At 61.9% G+C, this 24,104-nt stretch carries 21 protein-coding genes; 15 read left to right on the forward strand and 6 right to left on the reverse strand.

Annotated features, from left to right (window positions below):
• Positions 1-21: 21 nt before the first annotated feature.
• The 5 genes from NMB38_RS17550 to NMB38_RS17570 all read left to right on the forward strand — a co-directional run bounded on the left by NMB38_RS17550 (position 22) and on the right by NMB38_RS17570 (position 5,615).
• Positions 22-1,632, forward strand: a complete 1,611-nt coding sequence (locus NMB38_RS17550) for an ABC transporter substrate-binding protein (protein ID WP_280077977.1) — start codon at positions 22-24, stop codon at positions 1,630-1,632.
• Positions 1,633-1,720: 88 nt separating this feature from the next.
• Positions 1,721-2,731, forward strand: a complete 1,011-nt coding sequence (locus NMB38_RS17555; protein WP_027913714.1) for an ABC transporter permease subunit — start codon at positions 1,721-1,723, stop codon at positions 2,729-2,731.
• 9 nt (positions 2,732-2,740) lie between these two features.
• On the forward strand, positions 2,741-3,667 hold the full coding sequence (locus NMB38_RS17560) for an ABC transporter permease subunit (protein WP_027913713.1): 927 nt from the start codon (positions 2,741-2,743) through the stop codon (positions 3,665-3,667).
• Between the two features lie 11 nt (positions 3,668-3,678).
• A complete protein-coding gene (locus NMB38_RS17565; protein WP_027913712.1) occupies positions 3,679-4,647 on the forward strand; it encodes an ABC transporter ATP-binding protein in 969 nt (322 codons plus the stop codon).
• Positions 4,647-5,615, forward strand: coding sequence for a peptide ABC transporter ATP-binding protein (locus NMB38_RS17570; protein ID WP_027913711.1), 969 nt, complete (start codon positions 4,647-4,649; stop codon positions 5,613-5,615). Before NMB38_RS17565 ends, NMB38_RS17570 begins: the two co-directional genes overlap by 1 nt.
• Positions 5,616-5,836: 221 nt before the next feature.
• On the opposite strand, the gene NMB38_RS17575 is transcribed toward NMB38_RS17570, so the two are convergent.
• A complete protein-coding gene (locus NMB38_RS17575) occupies positions 5,837-6,736 on the reverse strand; it encodes a hypothetical protein (RefSeq protein ID WP_027913710.1) in 900 nt (299 codons plus the stop codon).
• A 210-nt stretch (positions 6,737-6,946) separates the two neighbouring features.
• On the opposite strand from NMB38_RS17575, the gene NMB38_RS17580 reads away from it, so the two are divergent.
• From NMB38_RS17580 to NMB38_RS17595, 4 genes are all read left to right on the forward strand, one after another.
• The gene (locus NMB38_RS17580) at positions 6,947-7,747 is read left to right on the forward strand and encodes a helix-turn-helix domain-containing protein (RefSeq protein WP_027913709.1); all 801 of its coding nucleotides are present in this window, start codon (positions 6,947-6,949) and stop codon (positions 7,745-7,747) included.
• A 63-nt stretch (positions 7,748-7,810) separates the two neighbouring features.
• On the forward strand, positions 7,811-9,217 hold the full coding sequence (locus NMB38_RS17585) for an NAD(P)/FAD-dependent oxidoreductase (RefSeq protein WP_027913708.1): 1,407 nt from the start codon (positions 7,811-7,813) through the stop codon (positions 9,215-9,217).
• Between the two features lie 28 nt (positions 9,218-9,245).
• Positions 9,246-9,587, forward strand: coding sequence for a cupin domain-containing protein (locus NMB38_RS17590; RefSeq protein ID WP_282478584.1), 342 nt, complete (start codon positions 9,246-9,248; stop codon positions 9,585-9,587).
• A 51-nt stretch (positions 9,588-9,638) separates the two neighbouring features.
• Positions 9,639-10,718, forward strand: coding sequence for a polyamine ABC transporter substrate-binding protein (locus NMB38_RS17595; RefSeq protein ID WP_027913706.1), 1,080 nt, complete (start codon positions 9,639-9,641; stop codon positions 10,716-10,718).
• Between the two features lie 109 nt (positions 10,719-10,827).
• On the opposite strand, the gene NMB38_RS17600 is transcribed toward NMB38_RS17595, so the two are convergent.
• Positions 10,828-12,411 (reverse strand): peptide chain release factor 3, encoded by a 1,584-nt coding sequence (locus NMB38_RS17600; protein ID WP_028687037.1) that lies wholly within the window; start codon positions 12,409-12,411, stop codon positions 10,828-10,830.
• 92 nt (positions 12,412-12,503) lie between these two features.
• A complete protein-coding gene (locus NMB38_RS17605) occupies positions 12,504-13,079 on the reverse strand; it encodes a hypothetical protein (RefSeq protein WP_494354847.1) in 576 nt (191 codons plus the stop codon).
• Between the two features lie 360 nt (positions 13,080-13,439).
• Between NMB38_RS17605 and NMB38_RS17610 the strand changes: the two genes are divergently transcribed.
• From NMB38_RS17610 to NMB38_RS17635, 6 genes are all read left to right on the forward strand, one after another.
• Positions 13,440-14,153: an ABC transporter permease gene (locus NMB38_RS17610; protein WP_282478586.1), complete on the forward strand. Its 714-nt coding sequence runs from the start codon at positions 13,440-13,442 to the stop codon at positions 14,151-14,153.
• Between the two features lie 13 nt (positions 14,154-14,166).
• Positions 14,167-15,078: a glycine betaine ABC transporter substrate-binding protein gene (locus tag NMB38_RS17615; RefSeq protein ID WP_027913702.1), complete on the forward strand. Its 912-nt coding sequence runs from the start codon at positions 14,167-14,169 to the stop codon at positions 15,076-15,078.
• Positions 15,075-15,728 carry an ABC transporter permease gene (locus tag NMB38_RS17620; protein WP_027913701.1) on the forward strand — a complete coding sequence of 218 codons (654 nt, stop codon included), beginning with the start codon at positions 15,075-15,077 and terminating at the stop codon, positions 15,726-15,728. The genes NMB38_RS17615 and NMB38_RS17620 overlap by 4 nt, the downstream gene beginning before the upstream one ends.
• Positions 15,725-16,882, forward strand: coding sequence for an osmoprotectant ABC transporter ATP-binding protein OsmV (locus tag NMB38_RS17625; RefSeq protein WP_027913700.1), 1,158 nt, complete (start codon positions 15,725-15,727; stop codon positions 16,880-16,882). The genes NMB38_RS17620 and NMB38_RS17625 overlap by 4 nt, the downstream gene beginning before the upstream one ends.
• Positions 16,883-17,351: 469 nt before the next feature.
• Positions 17,352-18,515 (forward strand): type III PLP-dependent enzyme, encoded by a 1,164-nt coding sequence (locus NMB38_RS17630; RefSeq protein WP_023533340.1) that lies wholly within the window; start codon positions 17,352-17,354, stop codon positions 18,513-18,515.
• 190 nt (positions 18,516-18,705) lie between these two features.
• Positions 18,706-21,255, forward strand: coding sequence for a PepSY domain-containing protein (locus NMB38_RS17635; RefSeq protein WP_482577061.1), 2,550 nt, complete (start codon positions 18,706-18,708; stop codon positions 21,253-21,255).
• Positions 21,256-21,305: 50 nt separating this feature from the next.
• Here NMB38_RS17635 and NMB38_RS17640 read toward each other — a convergent pair whose 3' ends face one another.
• The 3 genes from NMB38_RS17640 to NMB38_RS17650 form a co-directional block, all read right to left on the reverse strand.
• Complete coding sequence (locus NMB38_RS17640) at positions 21,306-22,097, reverse strand: amidohydrolase (protein WP_494354848.1); 792 nt, start codon at positions 22,095-22,097, stop codon at positions 21,306-21,308.
• The gene (locus NMB38_RS17645) at positions 22,085-23,233 is read right to left on the reverse strand and encodes a pyridoxal phosphate-dependent aminotransferase (RefSeq protein ID WP_027913697.1); all 1,149 of its coding nucleotides are present in this window, start codon (positions 23,231-23,233) and stop codon (positions 22,085-22,087) included. The genes NMB38_RS17640 and NMB38_RS17645 overlap by 13 nt, the downstream gene beginning before the upstream one ends.
• Before the next feature lie 132 nt (positions 23,234-23,365).
• Entirely contained in the window at positions 23,366-23,920 is a 555-nt protein-coding gene (locus NMB38_RS17650) for a hypothetical protein (RefSeq protein ID WP_027913696.1), read from the reverse strand.
• Positions 23,921-24,104: the final 184 nt, after the last annotated feature.

A 24,104-nucleotide genomic window follows, 5' to 3' on the forward strand; every position in this document is an offset into this window, starting at 1 on the left:
CAACGCAGGGAGAATTGATCCATGCACGCTGTGACCAAGAAGACATCGGCGCTGCGGCTGTTGCTGGCAACGCTGCTTTTGGGCAGTACATCCCAGCTGGCCGCCAAGCCGCTGGTGGTGTGCACCGAGGCCAGCCCCGAAGGGTTCGATGTGGTGCAATACACCACGGCGGTGACGTTCGACGCGGCGGCCGAAACCCTCTTCAACCGCCTGGTGGACTTCAAGCCCGGCACCACGGATGTCCAACCGGCCCTGGCCGAGCGTTGGGACATCTCCTCCGACGGCCTGACCTATACCTTCCACCTTCGCCGAGGGGTCAAGTTCCACACCACCGACTATTTCAAGCCCAGCCGCGACCTGAACGCCGACGATGTGCTGTGGAGCTTGCGCCGCCAGCTTGACCCGAGCCACCCCTGGCACGACAAGACCAGCATCGGCTACCCCTACTTCGAGAGCATGGCCTTCAATTCGTTGCTCAAGTCGGTGGACAAGACCGACGACTACACCGTGGTGATCACCTTGACCCGGCCAGAGGCGCCTTTGCTGCGCGACATGGCCATGGGCTTCACGTCCATCTACTCCGCCGAGTACGGCGATCAGTTGTTGGCAGCCGGCAAGACGGCAGAGCTCAACAGCAAGCCAATCGGCACAGGGCCGTTCATTTTCCAGCGCTACAACAAGGATGCCCAGGTCCGCTTCAAGCCCAACCCGGACTACTTCCGGGGCAAGCCGCCCGCCGATGCCCTGATTTTCGCCATCGCCACCGACAGTAATGTTCGCCTGCAAAAGTTGCGCGCCAACGAGTGCCAGGTTGCGTTGTACCCCAAACCGGACGATGTACCGTCGATCGTGGCGGACCCGCGCCTGAAGGTCGCCCAGACCGAAGCGCTGGTGACCGGTTACATCGCCATGAACACCCAGCATCCGTACCTGAGTGATGTACGCGTGCGCAAGGCGATCAACATGGCCTTCGACCGCCAGACCCACGTCGACCAGCTATTCGGCAAAGGCAACGCGCTGGTGGGCGTCAACCCGTATCCCCCTTCGATGATCGGCTACAACACCGACAACCAGAACCCGCCACGCGATCTCGACCAGGCGCGTGCGCTGCTAAAACAAGCCGGTGTCCCCCAGGGCACGGTCATTACCCTGTTCACCCGCAATGGCGGCGGCCCGACTAACCCGAACCCGCGACTGTCCGCCGAGATGCTTCAGGCCGACCTGGCGCAGATCGGCCTGAAGCTGGATATCCGTGTCATGGAGTGGGCCGAAATGCTGCGCCGTGCCAAGAAAGGCGAGGCGGACCTGGTGTCCAGTGGCTGGGCCGGCGACAACGGCGACCCGGACAACTTTCTTACCCCCCTGCTCAGTTGCGAGGCGGCCAGCAATGGCGAGAACTATGCACGCTGGTGCAACTCGAAATTCCAGGCATTGATCACCCGCGCCCGCGAGGTGAGCGACAACGAGGAGCGTGCCAGGCTCTATAGCGAGGCATTGACGGTGTACGATGAGGACCAGCCCTGGATCAGCATGGCCCACCCCAAGGTGTTCACGGCCATGCGTGACAACGTGGAGGGCTACGTGATCAGCCCCTTGACCAGCAACAACTTCGCTACCACCCGAGTGAAGTAGAACAACAACGACCGCCGTTGCCCTGTGGGCAGCGGCGGCACTGCCGTGGCAGGTACCTGCCATGCGGCCTGATGAGGTAACTGCGACCATGTTGAGTTTTATTGCCCGGCGCTTGGGCCTGTTGATCCCGACCTTTTTCGGCATCACCTTGCTGACCTTCGCGCTGATACGCCTGATCCCCGGTGACCCGGTGGAAGTGATGATGGGCGAACGCAGGGTCGACCCGGAAATGCACGCCCAGGCCATGGAGCGCCTGGGCCTGAACAAACCGTTGCCGGCCCAGTACCTGGACTACATCGGCAAGCTGGCCCAGGGCGACCTGGGCGAGTCGCTGCGCACGCGCGAGAGCGTATGGAGCGAGTTCACCACCTTGTTCCCGGCCACCCTGGAACTGGCCATGGCCGCCTTGCTGTTCGCCGGCGTGGTCGGCTTGCTGGCCGGGGTGATCGCCGCGCTCAAGCGCGGGTCGCTGTTCGACCATGGGGTGATGGGGATTTCGCTGGCGGGCTACTCGATGCCGATCTTCTGGTGGGGCCTGATCCTGATCATGTTCTTCTCGGTGAGCCTGGGCTGGACCCCGGTATCCGGGCGCATCGACCTGCTCTATGACATCGAGCCCAAGACCGGTTTCATGCTCATCGACACCCTGCTCAGCGACGAAGAGGGTTCGTTCAAGGATGCCGTGATGCACCTGATTCTGCCGGCCATCGTACTGGGTACCATCCCGCTGGCGGTGATCGCACGCATGACGCGTTCCTCCATGCTCGAAGTGTTGCGCGAGGACTACATCCGCACGGCGCGTGCCAAGGGGCTGTCCCCGGCCCGGGTCGTGTTCATGCACGGCTTGCGCAACGCCCTGATTCCCGTCCTGACCGTGTTCGGCCTGCAGGTCGGCACCTTGCTGGCCGGTGCGGTGTTGACCGAAACCATTTTCTCCTGGCCGGGCATCGGCAAATGGCTGATCGAAGCCATCGGCGCCCGTGACTACCCCGTGGTCCAGAACGGCATTCTGTTGATTGCCTGCCTGGTGATCCTGGTCAACTTCGTCGTGGACATTCTCTACGGCCTGGCCAATCCACGCATCCGTCATCAGCGCTGAGGCCCCGTCATGACCAACCCGACTGCAAAAACCCTGTCCCCGGTCAGCCCGGTGGACCAGAGCCTTCTCTACCCCTCGCCCTACAAGGAATTCTGGCAGGCCTTCGCGCGCAACAAGGGCGCGGTGATGGGCCTGGCGTTCATGTGCGTGGTGGTGTTCTGCGCGCTGTTCGCGCCCTGGGTCGCGCCCCACGACCCCAGCGAGCAGTACCGCGACTTTCTGCTCACCCCCCCGGTGTGGCTGGAGGGTGGCACTTGGCAGTTCATCCTGGGCACCGATGAGCTTGGCCGCGACCTGCTCTCGCGCTTGATCCAAGGGGCGCGCCTGTCCTTGCTGATTGGCTTGTCCTCGGTGGTGATATCGTTGATCCCCGGCATTCTGCTCGGGTTGCTGGCGGGCTTCTTCCCGCACTTCGTCGGCCCTTCGATCATGCGCCTGATGGACGTGATGCTGGCCCTGCCCTCGCTGCTGCTGGCCGTCGCCATCGTCGCCATCCTCGGCCCTGGCCTGATCAACACCGTCATCGCCATTGCCATCGTCTCGCTGCCCTCCTACGTGCGCCTGACCCGCGCCGCCGTGATGGGCGAGCTGAACCGCGACTACGTCACCGCTGCCCGGCTGGCAGGCGCTGGGCTGGGGCGCCTGATGTTCGTGACCGTGCTGCCCAACTGCATGGCGCCGCTGATCGTGCAGGCCACCTTGAGCTTTTCCTCGGCCATTCTCGACGCCGCCGCCCTGGGCTTCCTGGGCCTTGGTGTGCAACCCCCGACGCCGGAGTGGGGCACCATGCTGGCCTCGGCCAGGGATTACATCGAGCGCGCCTGGTGGGTGGTGAGCCTGCCGGGCCTGACCATCCTGCTCAGCGTACTGGCGATCAACCTGATGGGTGATGGCCTGCGCGATGCGCTCGACCCCAAACTCAAGAACGCCGCCTGAGGAGCACACCCATGTCTTTGTTGCAGATCAACAACCTCAACGTGCGTTTTGGCGACGCGGACGCCGTGCCAGTGGTGGACGGGCTGGACTTACAGGTTCAAGCCGGCGAAATCCTGGCCATCGTCGGCGAGTCCGGCTCGGGCAAATCGGTGACCATGATGGCCCTGATGGGCCTGGTCGAGGCCCCTGGCCGGATCACGGCCGATGCCATGACATTCGACGGTACCGACATGCTCACCCTCAGCGGCCGGCAACGGCGCAAGGTGGTCGGCAAGGACATCGCCATGGTCTTCCAAGACCCCATGACGGCCCTGAACCCCAGCTACACCGTGGGTTATCAGATCGAAGAAGTCCTGCGTCAACACCTGGGCCTCAAGGGCAAGGCGGCGCGGCAACGGGCCCTGGAACTGCTGCAGAAGGTCGAGATCCCGGCCGCCGAAAGCCGCCTGGACGCTTATCCGCATCAACTGTCCGGCGGCATGAGCCAACGGGTGGCCATCGCCATGGCCATCGCCGGTGAGCCGAAGCTGCTGATCGCCGATGAGCCGACCACGGCGCTGGACGTGACCATCCAGGCGCAGATCATGGAGCTGCTGGTCAACCTGCAACAGGAGCGCAACATGGCCCTGATCCTGATCACCCATGACCTGGCGGTAGTGGCCGAGACCGCGCGTCGGGTGTGCGTGATGTATGCAGGCCAGGCCGTGGAGGTGGGCCAGGTGCCAGAGCTGTTCGACGTCCCTGCCCACCCCTATACCGAAGCCCTGCTGGCGGCGATTCCCGAACACAGCCTGGGTGCCGAGCGCTTGGCTACCCTGCCTGGCATCGTCCCGGGCCGCTATGACCGGCCAACGGGTTGCCTGCTGTCACCGCGTTGCCCTTATGTGCAGGACAACTGCCGACACCAGCGCCCGGCCCTGGACCCCAAGGCCCAGAGCCTGGCCCGTTGTTTCTACCCACTGAACCAGGAGGTGGCGTGATGGCCGTCGTTCTATCGGCCCGGGACCTGACCCGGCATTACGAAGTCTCCCGCGGGTTGTTCAAGGGCCATGCGCTGGTGCGCGCGCTCAATGGCGTTTCGTTCGAACTGGAGGCGGGCAAGACGTTGGCGGTAGTCGGTGAGTCCGGTTGCGGCAAGTCGACCCTGGCCCGCGCCCTGACCCTGATCGAGCAGCCCACCTCAGGCTCGCTGCAGATTGCAGGTACCGAGGTCACCGGAGCCAGCAAGGCCGAGCGCAAGCAACTGCGCCGGGACGTGCAGATGGTCTTCCAGAGCCCTTACGCCTCGCTCAACCCGCGGCAGAAGATCGGTGACCAGCTGGCCGAGCCTTTGCTGATCAACACCGCGCTGAGCAAGGCGCAGCGCCGTGACAGGGTGCAGAAGATGATGGAGCAGGTGGGGCTGCGCCCGGAGCATTACCAGCGCTATCCGCACATGTTCTCCGGTGGGCAGCGTCAGCGTATCGCGCTGGCACGGGCCATGATGTTGCAGCCCAAGGTGTTGGTGGCTGACGAGCCGACATCTGCACTGGATGTGTCCATCCAGGCCCAGGTGCTGAACTTGTTCATGGACATGCAGCAGCAGTACGGTACCGGTTATGTATTCATCTCCCACAACCTGGCGGTAGTACGTCACGTGGCTGACGATGTGCTGGTCATGTACTTGGGCAGGCCGGCGGAGATGGGGCCCAAAGCCGATATCTACGAAAAGCCGCTGCATCCGTACACCCAGGCTCTATTGTCTGCCACACCCGCTATTCATCCAGACCCGTCCAAGCCGCGCATCCGCATTGCCGGTGAGCTGCCCAACCCGCTCAACCCGCCGGATGGCTGCGCTTTTCACAAACGCTGCCCCTACGCGACCGATCGCTGCGCCAATGAGGTGCCGGCGTTCAGGCAAGTGGAGACCCGGCAGGTGGCTTGTCATTATGCGGAGCAGTTTCTTTAACGAAGGTACGGCGCGGTCGGTCGGGCGGACCGGCACGACCGCTCCGAATTCACTCACCATCAGAAGCGACGCAAGGCAGCAGACCGACAAATGAGACATAAACGAAAAGGGCCGCTAAGCGGCCCTTTTCGTCAGTGCATGAACAGTGCAATCAGAATGATGACTGGAATCGGTACACCCAGCATCCATAGCAATATCGAGCGCATGTTCGTTCTCCTTACTTAGCGTTGAATGGTGCGGTGAGCGACGTAGTCGCCTTCGAGCCACTGAACCTGGTCGCGACGACGACCACCGTACAGCGCGGCCAGGCTGGCGAAGAAGGCGCCGCACAGCAGGGCCACGAAGGTCCACAGGGCAGTCCAGGCAGCCACTTTGGCGGCGGTGTCTGCAGCCTGCTTGGCATCGGTTTTCAGTTGCTGAACCTGAGCCATGACCTGATCGACGCGAGCTTCGGCTTCCGGTTGGGAAAGGCGGGTGCGCTGGGCAACCAGCTGCGCCAGGTAGGCACGGTCTTCAGGTGCCAGGGCGCCGTCACCGGCAAAGCCTTTGGCCAGGATGCGAGCGGCAACACCGTTGGCCGCATCATCGCTGACAGGCGCCGGGCCCTCGCCACGGAACAGGCCGTCGACGAAGTAGTCCAGGGACTCATCCGAGGCATTGGAAGCGGCAGCGCCACCGGCAGCGGCGGTCATGCCGGCCGCTTGAGTGGCTGCACTGGCACCAGCGCCCACGATGTTGCCGGCTGTGCCCAGTACAAGCATGGCCGTTACCAGGGTAGCCACGGCCCACGACAGGAAGCCGTGTGCAGTGTCGCGGAAATACACTTCGTCGCCGTGCAGATTGGCCCATTTCACGCGCAGACGGCCGGCAATGTAGCCGCCCATGCCCGAAGCGATGATCTGGGTCAGGAGCAACCAGACAATGGTAGAGATGCCCAGGGCTTTCGCACTGGCCCCTTCATCTGCCCATGGCGAGGTCGCGGCAAAGCCGAGCCCTGCACCGAGTACCACCAGAAGGAGGGAGATGGCAGCAGCACCGGCTGCGCCAGCAAAGATTGCTGCCCAGGAAACACCTGAGCGGCTTTGTGTATCGACAACGGGATAGTCGGCAGATGAGATCATGATGTGGTCGCCTGTGTTGTTAGCGAGAAGTCCATTCGCGCATTAAACGTTGCAGCGGCTGTGCCAGTTGCCGTAAAAAATCACGCCCTTTGAAATCAACAACTTACAAAAACAGGTTAATTATTGACCGTGCAAAATGCGCGAATCGACCTGTAGCGTCAGGTGTTCTGCATTCTTGTCGCCACGCCAGGGAAAGGGCATGATCCGTCCATGACCCTGCCCGATGGCCCGTCCCAGACACCGATTACCGCCGACACCGTGATGCGCTACCACCTGTGCTGGAAGCATCGTGATCTCGATGGCGTGATGGCGCTGTACCACCCCGACATTCAATACCACGACTTCTTTCAGAACCGTGTGCTGGGCCATGCCGAGCTGCGTACGTACGTGGGCGCCTGCCTGCCCCATGCCGCCGGCGAGGACATCGTGCACAGCGACCGTATCCGCGTCGATGGCTGCACGGCGTATATTCAGTACCAAGTCACCGTGCAGGGCGGGGACGGCCTGGTGGCGTTCCAGTCCAGCGAGGCGATCACGGTCAAGGACGGTCTGATCTGGCAGGTCAATGAATACGCCACACTCGTGCGTCAGCACAGCGCAAGCAGCACCAGTCGCACCTCACGGCCCGCCACCAGCCGGCTGGGGCTGTCCCCGCGCCAGTTGTCTACCATGGCGCAAGACCTTGAGCACTACTTCCAGCGACATCGTCCGTACCTGGATCCTGACTTGAGTTTGCAACAGGTCGCCCAGGCCAGCGGTTACAGCCGCAATCAGATTTCCTACTTGCTGAACCAGGTGCTGGGCCAGCGTTTTTACCGCTACGTCAACCAAGCCCGCCTTCAGCACCTGATGACGATCCTGGCGAATGACAGCGGCCAGACGTCCATCGATGACCTGGCGTTCAACGCCGGTTTCAACTCGCTGTCCGCGTTCTACAAGTGCTTCCGCGAGCATACCGGGCTGACGCCAAAGGCCTATCTCAAACAGATTTCCTCGCGTGCACGCACGTAAGACAACCGCTGGCGTTGGCCACTAGCATCGCTCCATCACCTGATCGCTTGTGGAGCCCGGCCCATGCAGCCTCTGCGTACACTCAGCTTGTGGATGGACCAGCTGCAAGAGCCGCTGTGCGCGCGCCCTGCCCTGCGTGAAAATGTCGAGGCCGACGTCTGCATCATCGGCGCTGGCTACACAGGCCTGTGGACCGCTTACTACCTCAAGCGCCAGGCACCGCACCTCAATGTCGTGGTAATCGAGGCCAACATCGCAGGGTTTGGCGCCTCGGGGCGCAACGGCGGGTGGTTGATGGGCAATTTGCTGGGTGAAGATCGCCTGTTGGCCAGCCTGTCGCCGGTTCAGCGCCGCGCCAGCATCGAGCTGCTGCATGACATTCCAGACGAAGTACAGCGCGTGTTGCACCGCGAACAGCTCGATTGCGACTACCGCAAGGGCGGCGTGTTGTACTGCGCAGCCCGTTATCCCGAGCAGGAGCGAAGCCTGCGTGCCTACCTAGATCACTTGTACAACCTGGGCATGACCGAGGACGATTACCACTGGCTGCGTCCAGCGCAACTGCAGGGCCAGCTGCGCGTAAGCAATGCCTATGGGGCTATCTACAGCCCGCACACGGCCACGATTCAGCCGGCCAAGCTCGTCCGTGGCCTGGCCAGCGCAGTCGAGGCCCTGGGGGTGCCGATCTACGAAAACACACCGGCGCTGGACTGGCAACCTGGCGAAGTGACCACCCCGTTGGCACGCCTGCGGTGCAACTGGATCGTCCCGGCGGTGGAAGGCTATGCCGCCAGCTTGCCGCCGTTGGGCAAACACCAGTTGCCGGTTCAGAGCCTGATGGTCGCTACCGAGCCTTTGCCTGAGGCCATTTGGGCGCAGATCGGCCTCGACCAGGGACAAGCCTTCAGCGAGGGCAGCCGACAGGTGACCTATGGTCAGCGCACTGCCGATGATCGGCTGGTGTTCGGTGCCCGAGGTGGCTACCGCTTCGGTGGCAGGTTGCGTGAGGACTTCAACCTCCAGGCCCATGAAATCGAGCTGCGTCGCTACCTGTTCAGCGAGCTGTTTCCCCAACTGCGCCATGTACGCATCACCCATTCGTGGGGTGGCAACCTGGGTATGGCGCGGCGCTTCCAGCCGCACATGCTGTGCGACCGCCAGCGGGGTATCGCGTTGGCCGGTGGCTACGGCGGTGAAGGCGTAGGCGCGACCAACCTGGGTGGTCGCACCCTGGCTGCACTTATCCTGAATCAGCAGAACGCACTCACCGGGCAGCCTTGGGTACATGACAACAGGCCGCTATCGAGCCTGGCCAGCTGGCCTCCGGAGCCCAGCCGCTGGCTGGGGTACAACGCCATCATCCAGAGTTTCGTCCACGAGGACCGTACCCTGGCCAACCCCGCGACACCGCCATGGAGACGGCAACTGGCCAGCAAGCTGGCAGATTTCATGGAAGGTTTCATGCACTGATTCTTCACCCAAACAGGACCGACCTTTCATGAGCATCACTCAGTTCAAACGGGCAGACAGCGCCGTTTTGCAGTGCAGCAGCCCTGTCGCCGTACCGCTCGGCCAACCCGTGGCGGTGACATCGACCACGAGCGTGCAACGCAGCGATGGCGTGGAGACGGGAATCTGGGAATGCACCCCAGGGCGCTGGCGACGGCAAATCACGCAACAGGAGTTCTGCCACTTCATCAAGGGGCGCTGCACCTTCACCCCTGACGATGGCGAGCCCCTGGTCATAGAAGCCGGAGACGCATTGATGCTACCGGCCAACAGCACTGGCACCTGGGATATCCAGGAAACCGTGCGCAAGACCTACGTACTTATCTTCTGATCCGCTGATCGCCTGCCTTCGATAACAACACACAAAGCAAGGTAACCCGATATGCGCACGCTTATCATCGCCCCCTTGATGCTGGCCGCCAGCGTGGCCAGCGCGGCAGAAACCGTCAAGATCTACAACTGGTCCAGTTACATCGCGCCCGACACCTTGAAGCAGTTCCAGCAAGCCACCGGCATCGTGCCCACCTACGACGTCTATGACAGCAACGAGACCCTCGATGGCAAGTTGATGACCGGCAATTCCGGCTACGACGTGGTGTTTCCCTCCAACCATTTCATGGCCCGGCAAATCCAGGGCAAAGCCCTCAAGCGCCTGGACAAGTCGCAGTTGCCCAACTGGAAGAACCTCAACCCAGTGCTGCTCAAGGCCCTGGAGGGCAATGACCCAGGCAACCAGTACGGGTTCCCGTACCTCTGGGGCAGCACGGGCATCGGCTACAACATCGACAAGGTCAAAGCCGTATTAGGCGATGACGCGCCGGTTGACTCCTGGGACCTGATCTTCAAGCCGCAGTACATGAGCAAGCTCAAAGGTTGTGGCGTGGCGGTGCTGGACAATGGCCCCGAGTTGCTACCCATTGCCTTGCATTACCTGGGGCTGCCCCACCATAGCCAGAACCCGGCCGACTACGACAAGGCCAAGGCGCTGCTGATGCAGGTGCGGCCGTACATCAGCTATTTCCATTCATCCAAGTACACGGCGGACCTGGCCAATGGCGACGTCTGCGTGGTGGTCGGGTTCTCGGGGGACGTGCTCCAGGCAAAGAATCGCGCCGAGGAGGCCCATAACGGGGTCAAGGTCGGCTACTCGATACCCAAGGAGGGGGCGCCGATGTGGTTCGACATGGTGGCCATGCCCGCCGATGCGCCGGATGAAAAGGCCGGGTATGCCTACATGAACTACCTGCTGGAGCCGCAGGTAATGGCCGCCATCAGCAATCATGTGCAATACGCCAACGCCAACCTGCAAGCCGATGCGCTGGTTGACCCGGCGCTCAAGGCCAACACCATGATCTATCCGAGCGAAGCGGTGATGGGCAAGTTGTACGCGCTAGAAGCGATGCCGGCCAAGATAGACCGCATCAGGACGCGTATCTGGACCAGTGTGAAGGCGGGCAACTGATGCCTGCGCCTGCGAAAGTGGCAGGAAATGGTTGAGGTGAGCGAGGCGAACGTCGGGCCGCCCTGCTCGCGCAAGGGCCCGGCCAGCGAAGTGGCCGGGCCTTTTACGCTCAGTGGTGCTCGCGCGTGGCGCGGAACTTGACGTCAGGCCAGCGCTCTTCCATCAGCGACAGGTTGACCCGGGTGGGCGCCAAGTAGGTCAGGTGCCCGCCACCATCGATGGCCAGGTTCTCCATGGCCTTGTTCTGGAATTCCTCAAGCTTCTTCTTGTCGTCGCAGGCGATCCAGCGCGCCGACCACACGGTGATGGGCTCGTAGGCACACTCGACCTTGTATTCTTCCTTCAGGCGGCTGGCAACCACGTCGAACTGCAGCACGCCGACCGCACCGAGGATGATGTCGTTGCTGCGCTCGGGGAAGAACACCTGGGTAGCACCTTCTTCGGCCAGCTGCTGCAGGCCCTGACGCAACTGCTTGGATTTCAGCGGGTCTTTCAGGCGCACGCGGCGGAACAGTTCCGGGGCGAAGTGCGGGATGCCGGTAAAGCCCAGCGCCTCGCCTTCGGTGAAGGTGTCACCGATCTGGATGGTGCCGTGGTTGTGCAAACCGATGATGTCGCCGGCGTAGGCTTCTTCGAGCTGCTCACGCTCGGACGAGAAGAAGGTCAGCGCATCGCCGATGCGAAGGTCCTTGTTCAGCCGCACGTGGCGCATTTTCATGCCCTTTTCGTACTTGCCCGAGCAGATGCGCATGAAGGCGATACGGTCCCGGTGTTTCGGGTCCATGTTCGCCTGGATCTTGAACACGAAGCCGGTGAATTTCTCTTCCACGGGCTCGACGGTACGCTCGTGGGCAACACGGCCCAGCGGGCGCGGCGCCCAGTCGACGACGGCATCGAGCACGTGGTCGACACCGAAGTTGCCCAGTGCGGTACCGAAGAACACAGGGGTCAGTTGACCGTTGATGAATTCGTCCTGGTCGAACTCGTGGCAAGCGCCCTGCACCAGCTCCAGCTGCTCGACGAACGCGTCGTACTGGTCGCCCAGGTGGGCGCGGGCTTCGTCCGAGTCCAGATTGCGAATGATCTTGGCTTCGGTGCGCTCGTGGCCGTGGCCGGGCGTGTAGACGATGATGTAGTCACCGGTCAGGTGGTACACGCCCTTGAAGTCACGGTAACACCCGATAGGCCAGGTAATCGGTGCGGCCTTGATCTTCAGAACGGCTTCGATTTCGTCGAGCAGTTCGATCGGGTCGCGAATGTCGCGGTCGAGCTTGTTGATGAAGCTGACGATGGGCGTGTCGCGCAGGCGGCATACGTCCATCAGGGCAATGGTACGCGGCTCTACACCTTTACCACCGTCGAGCACCATCAGCGCCGAGTCCACCGCGGTGAGGGTGCGATAGGTGTCTTCGGAGAAGTCTTCGTGGCCGGGGGTGTCGAGCAGGTTGATCATGTGCTCTCGGTACGGGAACTGCATCACCGAAGTGGTGATGGAGATGCCGCGCTGCTTCTCCATTTCCATCCAGTCGGAGGTGGCGTGGCGGTCGGACTTGCGCGACTTCACGGTGCCGGCGACGGAGATGGCCTTGCCCATCAGCAACAGCTTCTCGGTGATGGTGGTCTTACCGGCGTCGGGGTGGGAAATGATTGCGAAAGTGCGGCGCTTCGCGACTTCGGCGGCCTGGTTGGTCATGGGAAATCGCCTGACTGGGGGATTTGAAAGGGGCGATATCATACCTGAACTCTGGCGTCAGGCCAAAACCTGCCGCCACGCGATGGCCCGCCTCAATGATCGTCCATGAGCTCCTGGCCGACATGCAGAATGTCCAGTTCCAGGTCCATGGGCTGTCCACCCTCATTGACCACATAGGCAAACCAGTGACCTGCCACCGTTTCCTTGCGATAGGCCTGAAGCGGTATGTTCGAGCGGGTATGGATACGGCCACGAATCGTCTGCCCTGGTTCGACGATGGATGTCATGCTCCGCCACTCGCCACCCTCGTCCATCTGCATGAACTTCCACAATGTTTGCTCGCCGGGAGGTGCAGCATATAGGCCGGCGTAGCCATTGTTGCTGCAGTCGAGGTGGCAATTGGCAGACTGAAAATCCCGCCCCGTCTTTCGGCTCCAAGACTGGATGTCGTAGTAAGGACGGCCAATCGCGGCGTCGAACAGGCAACGGAACATGAACATGTGTGGCGACTTTGTCACCAGAGAGGTGACGATCATCCAGTCATCGGCGGCGCGTGCGGCCTGTCGGCCGCGCTTGACCAATTTAGCGCAGTCCAGATACCCCGGCGCGTCCAGGGACAGACAACGTACCTGGGCGATGAACGATCGGTCATAACTGTAATTCAGCATGGCATGGGACCTGTGCAAGATTGAACAAAAACGACTTTTTTCCAGTTCGCTGCAGCCCAGTATTGAAGAGGCCTATGAGCGTAATGAGCACCTGGAAACAATGACTTGCGAGCTGCGCAGGGCTGGCCAAATGCTTCCCCAGATGGGAACCTTGGTGCCTTGGGAGACGTCCATTGCCCTGAATTGCACCTCGACTCAGGGCTGAATTCATCAGCATCTTCGATGCCCGACGGGGCTCGACTCATTGCATGAACGCTCAGCTTCAACGGCATCATGCTGCTACTCGCGAACACACCACCGCTGCCCTCGAGGGCTGGCCAAGAAGAAGTGTGCTCGCCGACGACAAGAAGGAGTCCACCTGTGGCGACACGCTACGGAAAAGGGCTGTTGGGATGGGCCGCCGTGCTCGTCATCCTGGCCCTGCTGGTCCATTGGATCGGCCTCGACACGATCGCGCGCTACCGCGACGATCTGACGTTCTACCTGCAAGCGCACCTGGTTCTGGTGCTGGCTTCGATGGCGGCGGCATTGGCCGTGGGCATCCCCGCCGGCATTGCCTTGAGTCGACCGCACAGGGTCGACAAAGCCGAGCGGTTCATGCAGTTCTTCAACATTGGCAACACCATCCCTCCCTTGGCCGTACTGGCCATCGCCCTGAGCGTGCTAGGCATCGGCGCAGGGCCTGCCATTTTCGCCCTGTTCCTCGCCTCCCTCCTGCCCATCGTGCGCAACACCTACGAAGGGCTGAAAAACGTTCCCGCCTCGCTCAAGGAAGCCGCTACCGGCATCGGCATGACGCCGCGCCAGCAGTTATGGCAGGTCGAGCTGCCCAACGCCGTGCCCATCATCGTCGGCGGCGTGCGTGTGGCGCTGGCACTGAACGTGGGCACCGCCCCGCTCGCCTTCCTGATCGGTGCCAACAGCCTGGGCAGCCTGATCTTCCCCGGCATCGCCCTGAACAACCAGCCCCAGCTTTTGCTGGGCGCCGCTTGCACGGCACTGCTGGCATTGCTGCTGGACGCACTGGTGACGCTCGCCAGCAAGCGCTGGCTGGAACGTGGCCTGGCCCAATAACCCGAGGAAAACCATGAAGAACGCAATCGCCTTGCTCCTGGGCGCGGTCCTGCTGTCGGCAGGTTTTGCCCAGGCGGCAGACAAACCGTTGATCCGTATCGGCGCCCGGGTATTCACCGAACAGACCGTGCTCGCCGAAATTACTGCCCAATACCTGCGCGCCCATGGCTTCGATGTGCGCGTCACTGGCGGCCTTGGCAGCAGCCTGGCACGTCAGGCGCAGGAAACCGGGCAGCTTGACCTGATGTGGGAATACACCGGGGTCTCGCTGGTGTCCTACAACCATGTCGAAGAACGCATGCCCAGCGCGGCGGCCACCTATGCCAGGGTCAAGGCTCTGGACGCCGAAAAGGGACTGGTCTGGCTCAAGCCTTCCAAGTTCAGCAACACCTATGCATTGGCTTTGCCTAGCGAAGTGGCCAAAGCCTACCCACAGGTCAACACCATCAGCCAGTTGAACCAGGTGTTGATGGACGAGCAGGCGCGCAAGCACGTGGTTGCGCTGGACACCGAGTTCGCCAACCGGCCCGACGGCCTGGATGGCCTGCAGGCGCGGTATGGCATGCAGCTGGGGCGCGCCAACATCCGCCAGATGGATGCAGGCCTGGTCTACACCGCGCTGCGCAATGCCCAGGTGTTCGCAGGCCTGGTGTACACCACCGATGGCCGGCTCAACGCGTTCAAGCTCAAGCTGCTCGAAGACGACAAGCACTACTTCCCGGATTACACGGCAGGCCCGGTGGTGCGCAAGGCCGTACTCGACGCTCACCCGCAGTTGGCCAGCCTGCTCGCGCCTCTGGCCGAACAATTGGACGACGAGACCATGCGCCAGCTCAACGCCAAGGTCGATGTGCAGCATCAAAGCCCCTCCTCGGTCGCGGCCGACTTCCTGCGAGAACATCCCTTGAAGGAGGTGACGCCATGACACTGCTCGACACTTTCGCGCACCTGGACTGGGCCCTGGTGCTGCAGCTGACCTGGCAGCACATCATGTTGGTGGGCGTGGCCGTGGGCCTGGCCATCCTGATCGGGGTGCCGCTGGGCATCGTCATGACCCGCTTCCCGTTCCTGGCCGGGCCCGTGCAGGCCAGCGCCACGGTACTGCTGACCATCCCGTCGATCGCCCTGTTCGGGCTGCTGTTGCCGTTTTACTCCACGTTCGGCCAGGGCCTGGGCCCGCTGCCTGCCATCACGGCGGTGTTTCTCTATTCCCTGCTGCCGATCCTGCGCAACACCTACTTGGCGCTGACCAACGTCGAGCCCGGTATTCGCGAGGCTGCCCGGGGCATTGGCATGACCTTCGGCCAACGCCTGCGCATGGTCGAGTTGCCCATCGCGGTACCGGTGATTCTCGCCGGCGTGCGTACGGCCGTGGTGATGAACATCGGCGTAATGACCATCGCCGCCACCATCGGAGCCGGTGGCCTGGGCGTCCTCATCCTCACCTCCATCAGCCGCAGCGACATGTCGATGCTGCTGGTCGGCGCCGTGCTGGTCAGCCTGCTGGCGATCATCGCCGACCTGCTTCTGCAAACCCTGCAACGTGCCCTGACTCCAGAAGGAATGCGCTCATGATCGAACTGAAAAACCTCAGCAAGACCTTCAACGTCAACGGCAAGGACGTCAAGGCCGTGGACGCGGTCAGCCTCACGGTCAATGAAGGCGAAATCTGCGTGTTCCTGGGCCCGTCAGGGTGCGGCAAGAGCACCACCCTGAAGATGATCAACCGCCTGATCACACCCACCTCGGGGCAGGTGTTCATCAATGGCGAAGACACCAGCGGGCTGGACGAGGTCAGCCTGCGTCGTCACATCGGCTATGTGATCCAGCAGATCGGCCTGTTCCCGAACATGACCATCGAGGAGAACATCACCGTCGTCCCTCGCCTGCTCGGGTGGGACAAGCAGCGCTGCGCCGAGCGCGCCCGGGAGCTGATGCACATGATCAAGCTCGAACCCAAGCAGTACCTGCAGCGCTACCCCCGCGAACTCTCCGGGGGTCAGCAGCAGCGGATCGGGGTGATCCGCGCCTTGGCAGCCGACGCCCCGGTGCTGTTGATGGACGAACCGTTCGGCGCCGTGGACCCCATCAACCGGGAGATGATCCAGAACGAATTCTTCGAGATGCAGCGGGCCTTGAACAAGACCGTGATCATGGTCAGCCATGACATCGACGAGGCCATCAAGCTGGGCGACAAGATTGCCATCTTCCGTGCGGGCAAGCTGTTGCAGCTGGATCACCCGGACACCTTGCTGGCGCACCCGGCCGATGACTTCGTAAGCAACTTCGTCGGCCAGGACAGCACCCTGAAGCGGCTGCTGCTGGTACGTGCCGAAGATGCAGCTGACAATGCCCCGGCGGTGAGCCCGCAGACCCCAGTGCATGATGCGCTGGAGCTGCTGGATGAACATGATCGCCGCTACGTGGTGGTGACCGATGCCGCGAACAAGGCGCTTGGCTATGTGCGCCGACGCGACATGCACCGCCAGCAAGGCACGTGCGCCGACTTCCTACGGCCGTTCAACGCCACGGCGGCGCACGATGAGAACCTGCGTATCTTGTTGTCGCGCATGTACGAGTTCAACCGCGCCTGGCTCCCAGTACTGGACGCCGAGCAGGTGTTCCTGGGCGAGGTCACCCAGGAGTCGATTGCAGCCTACCTGAGTTCGGGCCGCTCGCGCGGAGCGAAATCCACCATCGTCTCGCCCGCCGAGATGGTGACGTCCTAAAAGCCTCTCATCGCAAAAAAAGACGTGACGAGGGCGGACGGAACAAAAAATTCACGGGCCGTTTTCTGAACGCCCGTACCAGGCTCGGGTGGCCATAAATATGAACACCCGAGCCTACCTTTCGCACCTCTCGATGAGCTCCAAAAGCACGTCGTGCCCATGCAGAGGGGCTTGGGTTTAAGCCCCCTGCTCAGGGCTATTCCACAATTCTTTACGTCTGAAGCGCACCGGGGAACATCAGCCGCTCACATGGGTCGTTTATCCCAGGCGTGGCAGCTCGATCATCGCCGATTCATCAGGGATTGCCTGTTGATTCTGCCGAGTTCACGCCCTAAAGTGCGCGCCGAACGTCCATGCTGGAAACGATCCATCCGGCTCAAGTACTGAGTAGGCGAACCAAAGTGGGGATACGGAGGACGTTCAGTTTGCAGCCACTTAAATTTTCAGTTTGCCCATGGAGTCCCTGAGCATGTCGATCCAGGTCGAAGACTATTTCGCACGCGACACCTTCCAGAAAATGAAGGCGTTTGCCGACAAACAGGAAACGCCGTTCGTACTCATCGATACCCAGATGATCAGCAAGGCTTATGACGACCTGCGCGCCGGGTTCGAATTCGCCAAGGTGTACTACGCCGTCAAGGCCAACCCAGCCGTCGAGATCATCGACCTGCTCAAGGACAAGGGCTCGAACTTCGACATCGCCTCCATCTACGAGCTGGACAAAGTGATGAACCAGGGTGTCAGCGCCGACCGCATCAGCTACGGCAACACCATCAAGAAATCCAAGGACATTCGCTACTTCTACGAGAAGGGCGTGCGCCTGTACGCCACCGACTCCGAGGCAGACCTGCGCAACATCGCCAAGGCCGCTCCAGGCTCGAAAGTGTACGTGCGTATCCTGACCGAAGGCTCCACCACCGCTGACTGGCCGCTGTCGCGCAAGTTCGGTTGCCAGACCGACATGGCCATGGACCTGTTGATCCTCGCCCGCGACCTGGGCCTGGTGCCCTATGGCATCTCCTTCCACGTGGGCTCGCAACAGCGCGACATCAGCGTGTGGGACGCCGCCATCGCCAAGGTGAAGGTGATCTTCGAACGGCTCAAGGAAGAAGACGGCATCGAACTGAAGCTGATCAACATGGGCGGCGGCTTCCCGGCCAACTACATTACCCGCACCAACAGCTTGGAAACCTATGCCGAAGAGATCATTCGCTTCCTCAAGGAAGACTTCGGTGACGACTTGCCGGAAATCATCCTGGAGCCGGGCCGTTCGCTGATTGCCAACGCCGGCATCCTGGTTAGCGAAGTGGTGTTGGTGGCACGCAAGTCGCGCACGGCCGTCGAGCGCTGGATCTACACCGACGTCGGCAAGTTCTCGGGCCTGATCGAAACCATGGACGAGTCCATCAAGTTCCCGATCTGGACCGAGAAAAAGGGCGAAACCGAGGAAGTGGTCATCGCCGGGCCTACCTGTGACAGCGCCGACATCATGTACGAGCACTACAAGTATGGTCTGCCGCTGAACCTGGCCATTGGCGATCGCCTGTACTGGCTGTCGACCGGTGCCTACACCACCAGCTACAGCGCGGTGGAGTTCAATGGGTTCCCGCCGCTCAAAGCCTTCTACCTGTAATCCATGACGGGGCCCAAAGGCCCCGTTTTCATGTCTGCGCAATAAAGCCGACCGCACGTTGGTCACCGGCGCTACACCTCCCGCCACTCACCTTGTGAATGTGAACGAATCTCAATTGCCGCGTGCTGGAGCTTCCATTAACATCCGCCAGCGCGACGCAGGGTGCGGCGGCGATACAAGGTGATCGAAGGTGTTGAAGAAGACGCTGTTCCAGCTGCATTGGTTATTCGGCATCACGGCCGGGCTGGTTCTTGCAGTGATGGGTATCACCGGGGCGCTCTATTCGTTTCAGGACGAACTGCTGGGCGCGTTCAATGCCGATGTGCTGCGCGTGGAGGTACGCCCTGAGGGCGTGCTGCCGCCTGCTGAACTGGTGCGGCGGGTCGAGGCCCAGCAACACGACAAGGTCGCCATGCTGTGGGTCGACGTCCGTGAAGGCGAAGCTGCCAGGATCTTCTTCACACCAGCACCGGGCGAGCGGCGCGGCCCGTTGCGCTACGCAGATCCGTATACGGGCCAGTTGCTGGGCGAGGTGTCGGGGCAAGGCTTCTTCACCCTCATGCTCACGCTTCACCGCTTTCTGGCCATGGGCGACACGGGCAGGCAGATCACCGGTGCCTCGACGCTGCTGTTGGTGTTCTTCTGCCTGTCGGGCCTGTACCTGCGTTGGCCGCGCAATGCCACGAACTGGCGAACCTGGCTGACGCTGGATTGGGCCAAGAAAGGCCGCGCGTTCAACTGGGACCTGCACGCCGTGGCAGGCACTTGGTGCCTGCTCTTCTACCTGCTATTTGCCCTGACGGGCCTGTTCTGGTCCTACGAATGGTACCGCGAAGGCCTGAACCGGCTACTGGCCGATCCGCCGGTCGCTGGGCAGCCACAGGCGCAAAAAGCCCGGCGCCACGGGGCTGCGCCCATCGACCCAAACGCACCGGCGCTGAACGTCGACTACGACGCCCTCTGGGCCAGCCTGCGCAACGCCGCGGGTCCAGGCCTTGCCAGCTACAACCTGCGCCTGCCCCCAGTTGGCGGTCAACCTGCCAACGTGTTCTACCTGCTCGATGACGCCGACCACCCCAGGGCATTCGACACCTTGGTCCTGGACCCTGCCAATGGCAAGGTTAGCCGTCACGAACGCTACAGTGACAAGTCACTCAAGGCCCAATTGCTCCAGAGCGTGTACGCGCTGCATGTCGGCGAATACTTTGGCCTGGTTGGACGCATCGTTCTGACCTTGGCCAGCCTGGCCATGCCAATCTTCTTCGTCACGGGCTGGCTGCTCTACCTGGATCGACGACGCAAGAAACGTCAGGTTCGGGCTGCCCGCCGCCACGTGACCTGCGATGAGGTCAACAGCGAGAGCTGGCTGATCGGCTACGCCAGCCAGAGTGGTACGGCCGAGCAACTGGCCTGGCACAGCGCCGGGCAACTGCAAGCGGCGGGTTTGCCGGTGCAGGTCAGGGCATTGGGTACGTTGTGTGAAGACGATCTGCGTCAGGCACGCCGTGCGCTGTTCGTCGTCAGCACCTTCGGGGATGCAGACGCCCCTGACAGCGCGCGAGGCTTTGAGCGCAACGTGCTGGGTCAGCCTTTGTCCTTGCAGACGCTCAGCTATGCCCTGCTGGCGCTGGGTGATCGTCAATACCCACAGTTCTGCGGATTCGCCCGCAGGCTTCAGGCGTGGTTGACCGAGCGGGGTGCTCGCTGTGCGTTCAGCCCCATAGAGGTGGACAACGTCGATCAGGCAGCCCTTCAGCAGTGGCATCAGGCGCTGGCGCTTCTAACCGGCACCGCGCCGGTATCCGCTTGGCAAGCTCCCCGTTTTGGCAACTGGTCGCTGATACGCCGTGAACTGCTCAACCCTGGCAGCCAGGGCCATCCGGTCTACCTGCTTGGTCTGCAAGCGCAAGCGCCTGCCGTGTGGGAAGCTGGCGACCTGGTGGAGATTCTGCCGCTCAACGGTCGGCCGAGGGTCGATGCCTTCATCAAAAGCCTGGGGCTGGAGGCGGACACGCAGGTGCAGGTCGAAGGGGTGGTAGAAACGCTTGCCCAAGCACTTGCCGGCCGTCAGTTACCTGCCGTCGGTGAGCATCTGGTCGGGCTGCATGCCCAGGCGGTGATGGACGCACTGGTGCCCCTCGGCAGCCGCGACTATTCCATCGCCTCAATTGCCAGTGATGGCGTGCTGGAGCTGATCGTGCGCCAGGAGCGCCATCCAAGCGGCGAGGTGGGCGTAGGCTCTGGTTGGCTGACGAAGTACCTGCCGCTCGACGGCACGCTGAGCCTGAGGCTAAGGCGCAACAGCGGCTTCCATGCGCCCCAGGGTAACGTGCCGATGATTCTGATCGGCAACGGCACGGGCCTGGCCGGCCTGCGCAGTCTGCTACGGGCTCGCGTCGCCGCGGGCGAGCGGCGTAACTGGTTGCTGTACGGCGAACGCAACCGTGCTCATGATTTTCTGTGTGGCCAGGAGCTGCAAGGGTTGCTCGCCGCTGGCGATCTAGCACGGCTGGACCTGGCGTTCTCTCGCGACCAGGCTGAAAAAATCTACGTGCAGGATGTGTTGTTGCAGCAGGCGGCATTGTTCAAACGCTGGATGGATGAAGGTGCCTGCGTATACGTCTGCGGCAGCCTGCAGGGCATGGCCGCGGGTGTCGATGCGGCACTCGCAGGCCTGCTTGGGGACGCTGCGGTGCAACGGCTGATCGAAGAGGGGCGCTACCGGCGGGATGTGTACTGACCGGCAGCCAGGCGGCTTTCTGGCATTGATCTTCCGGAACCTCGCCGCAATCAGTGCAGCTCGAAGGTATCGGCGTCCAAGTTGGCCGGGAACTTGGCTCTATAGGCAGCGAGATCCGAGGCACTCAATACCACAGTGAACACGCCATCTGCCTCTCCAGCGCTGAGCAAGCTCTCGCCCTGAAAATCCAGTACCTGGCTATCACCGCTGTACGCGAAACTCTTGCCGTCAGTGCCCACCCGGTTCACAGCCGCGACATAGCACAGGTTTTCGATCCCTCGCGCCGGAAGCAGACGGTTCCAGTGCAGGCGACGTGCTGCCGGCCAGTTGGCCGTGTACAACAGCAGGTCGGTGTCCGTGGCATCCCGGCTCCAGACTGGGAAGCGCAGGTCGTAGCAGATGAGCGGGCGAATACGCCATCCCTTGAGCTCGAACTGCACCTGACGCTCGCCCGGCGTGTAGTGCTCGTGCTCACCAGCCATGCGGAACAGATGACGCTTGTCGTAGTGCAGGATCTCGCCATCTGGCCTTGCCCAGAGCAGGCGGTTACGGTGACTGCCATCGGCCGCCTGAATGATCACGCTGCCCGTGACCACGGCATTGCACTTTTCCGCCTGAGCCTTGAGCCATTTGTACGTCGGGCCATTCTCCGGCTCGGCGAGGCTCTTGGACTGCATGGAAAACCCGGTGGTAAACATTTCCGGCAAGATCACCAGGTCCACCTCGCCCACCTGCTCGAGCAGCACATCGAAATGGGCGAAGTTGGCTTCCCGGTCATGCCAGGCAAGTGTGGTCTGCACCAGGGCCAGCCTGAGGTCAGGCAGCGTACTCAGATCGCGCATAGTTTCTCCGCCGCCTGACGCAGCGTCTCCTCTCGTTTGGCAAAGCACAGGCGCAGCAGTCGCTGACCGGGAACAGGTTGCTGGTAGAACACCGAGATCGGGATGGTGGCCACGCCATGCTCGCGGGTCAACCACGTCGCCATCTGCACGTCATCGAGGTCCGGTCGGATGTTCGAATAGTCAACCAACTGAAAGTAAGTGCCGGCTGTGGGGGTGAAGCTGAATCGCGAATCCTGCAACAAGCCGCAACACAGGTCGCGCTTGGCTTGATAGAAAGCCGGTAACGCATCGACATGTTCCGGATGCTCGGCCATGAAGTCAGCCAGGGCGTACTGCAACGGGGTCACGCCACAAAAGTTGACGTATTGATGCACCTTGCGCAGCTCGCCGGTGAGGGCCGGCGGTGCGATGACATAGCCCGTCTTCCAACCGGTGACGTGGTACGTCTTGCCAAAGGAGCTGACCACGAACGCACGTCTGTAGAGCTGCTCGTGAGCCAGTACGCACGCATGCTTCACGTCGTCGTAGACCAGGTGTTCGTAGACTTCATCGCTGAGTACGTAGATGTCTCGATCGGCGATCAGCTGGGCCAGCTGATCCAGATCCTTGCTGGAAAGCAAGGCACCGCTGGGGTTATGGGGCGAGTTGAGCACGACCAGACGTGTGCGTGGCGTAAGGGCGTCCGCGAGCTGCTGCCAATCGATGGAAAAATCGCCAGGGTCCAGTTGCAGATGCACGCACCGCCCACCGGCCAGCGCCACCGAGGGCGCGTAGCTGTCGTAGCAGGGGTCGAAGATGATGACCTCGTCCCCTGGCTGCACGACAGCCTGGATAGCGCAGAAGATCGCCTCCGTCGCGCCGGGCGTAATCGTCACTTCATGGTCGGGGTCCACCGTGACACCGTAGAGCCGCTTGACCTTGATGGTCACCTGCTGGCGTAAGGCTGCAAGGCCCGACATGGGCGCGTATTGATTGTGGCCTGCCATGACATGCCGGCCCACCGACTCGAGCAGGGCTTGGGGCCCGTTGAAATCCGGGAAGCCCTGCGAAAGGTTCAGCGCACCGGTCTGGGCGGCGAGCTCTGACATGGTGGTGAAGATGGTCGTGCCGACGTTCGGCAATTTGCTGGGGATCATGGCGCCCTTGCTCCTGGTGCAGCCGGCACGGAAAGAAAGCACGAGCATAGCGGATCGTTTCGTCGGGAAGAAGCCAGTCAAGGCGTGAGTCGCACGTCACAGGCTTTCTCGACGATTACTGTCGGGGCTAGTTCAACCTTCTGCTGGAGCGACGAACTCCAGTATGAAGGTCGCTGCGGGCGCCACGTCCTTGGTATGGTAGCGCAACCTGTCGCTTGGCTGGCTCTCCCAAACGGGTACCTTCTTCGTAGCATTGGGCGTGAGGCCGAACCAAGTCCAGCCTACGGGGACTTCTTTGTAGCCCACGAGCACACGATCGTGGGCTGAGACGTAGCGGGCATCGAGGGTTTGCAATTGAACCTGGTTAACATTGGGCTCGCCGTCAACGTTTCCAGCCAGGTGACTGATTTGCAGAGCAGGACCGGGTGTGCCCAGCTCTTCGCCCGACGCATGAAGCACGCGCCCACCACGTCCAGTGACCTGCTTGCCTGCTGACGTTCGAAACTCAAAAGCCACACCCCCCTCGAGCGATGGGTGGGCGAGCATTCCGATGTCGAAGCACTCGGGCGTATCCAGCGATCCTGCTACCTGCAGTTCATTCAAATGATTGACGATGATTGCATAACGCTCGCCGTCCTCAAGCAGATAGAGCTTGCCTTTGGTTTTTTTTAAGTAAATATCGTTCATGACGTTCCCTCCATTGATCTAACACATCATTCACACGTACGTGAATAGCCAACGCCCCCCGCGCGGGGAGCACGGACTGAGCGCCTTGTGCACCACACGCACACAAACTACCGGTGCAATGTGGAGAGCGGCATAGATCAATGTTTCCTCCCGAGCTTGGCTGCATGGCCGCACTCGCGAGGAA

It is taken from the genome of Pseudomonas sp. FBCC-B35, from assembly GCF_059133755.1.

What these genes read in the sequence shown, in the direction of transcription:
- NMB38_RS17550 (WP_280077977.1), top strand. Translation starts at nt 22, where the DNA reads ATGCACGCTGTGACCAAGAAGACATCGGCGCTGCGGCTGTTGCTGGCA.
- NMB38_RS17555 (WP_027913714.1), top strand. Translation starts at nt 1,721, where the DNA reads ATGTTGAGTTTTATTGCCCGGCGCTTGGGCCTGTTGATCCCGACCTTT.
- NMB38_RS17560 (WP_027913713.1), top strand. Translation starts at nt 2,741, where the DNA reads ATGACCAACCCGACTGCAAAAACCCTGTCCCCGGTCAGCCCGGTGGAC.
- NMB38_RS17565 (WP_027913712.1), top strand. Translation starts at nt 3,679, where the DNA reads ATGTCTTTGTTGCAGATCAACAACCTCAACGTGCGTTTTGGCGACGCG.
- NMB38_RS17570 (WP_027913711.1), top strand. Translation starts at nt 4,647, where the DNA reads ATGGCCGTCGTTCTATCGGCCCGGGACCTGACCCGGCATTACGAAGTC.
- NMB38_RS17575 (WP_027913710.1), bottom strand. Translation starts at nt 6,736, where the DNA reads ATGATCTCATCTGCCGACTATCCCGTTGTCGATACACAAAGCCGCTCA.
- NMB38_RS17580 (WP_027913709.1), top strand. Translation starts at nt 6,947, where the DNA reads ATGACCCTGCCCGATGGCCCGTCCCAGACACCGATTACCGCCGACACC.
- NMB38_RS17585 (WP_027913708.1), top strand. Translation starts at nt 7,811, where the DNA reads ATGCAGCCTCTGCGTACACTCAGCTTGTGGATGGACCAGCTGCAAGAG.
- NMB38_RS17590 (WP_282478584.1), top strand. Translation starts at nt 9,246, where the DNA reads ATGAGCATCACTCAGTTCAAACGGGCAGACAGCGCCGTTTTGCAGTGC.
- NMB38_RS17595 (WP_027913706.1), top strand. Translation starts at nt 9,639, where the DNA reads ATGCGCACGCTTATCATCGCCCCCTTGATGCTGGCCGCCAGCGTGGCC.
- NMB38_RS17600 (WP_028687037.1), bottom strand. Translation starts at nt 12,411, where the DNA reads ATGACCAACCAGGCCGCCGAAGTCGCGAAGCGCCGCACTTTCGCAATC.
- NMB38_RS17605 (WP_494354847.1), bottom strand. Translation starts at nt 13,079, where the DNA reads ATGCTGAATTACAGTTATGACCGATCGTTCATCGCCCAGGTACGTTGT.
- NMB38_RS17615 (WP_027913702.1), top strand. Translation starts at nt 14,167, where the DNA reads ATGAAGAACGCAATCGCCTTGCTCCTGGGCGCGGTCCTGCTGTCGGCA.
- NMB38_RS17620 (WP_027913701.1), top strand. Translation starts at nt 15,075, where the DNA reads ATGACACTGCTCGACACTTTCGCGCACCTGGACTGGGCCCTGGTGCTG.
- NMB38_RS17625 (WP_027913700.1), top strand. Translation starts at nt 15,725, where the DNA reads ATGATCGAACTGAAAAACCTCAGCAAGACCTTCAACGTCAACGGCAAG.
- NMB38_RS17630 (WP_023533340.1), top strand. Translation starts at nt 17,352, where the DNA reads ATGTCGATCCAGGTCGAAGACTATTTCGCACGCGACACCTTCCAGAAA.
- NMB38_RS17640 (WP_494354848.1), bottom strand. Translation starts at nt 22,097, where the DNA reads ATGCGCGATCTGAGTACGCTGCCTGACCTCAGGCTGGCCCTGGTGCAG.
- NMB38_RS17645 (WP_027913697.1), bottom strand. Translation starts at nt 23,233, where the DNA reads ATGATCCCCAGCAAATTGCCGAACGTCGGCACGACCATCTTCACCACC.
- NMB38_RS17650 (WP_027913696.1), bottom strand. Translation starts at nt 23,920, where the DNA reads ATGAACGATATTTACTTAAAAAAAACCAAAGGCAAGCTCTATCTGCTT.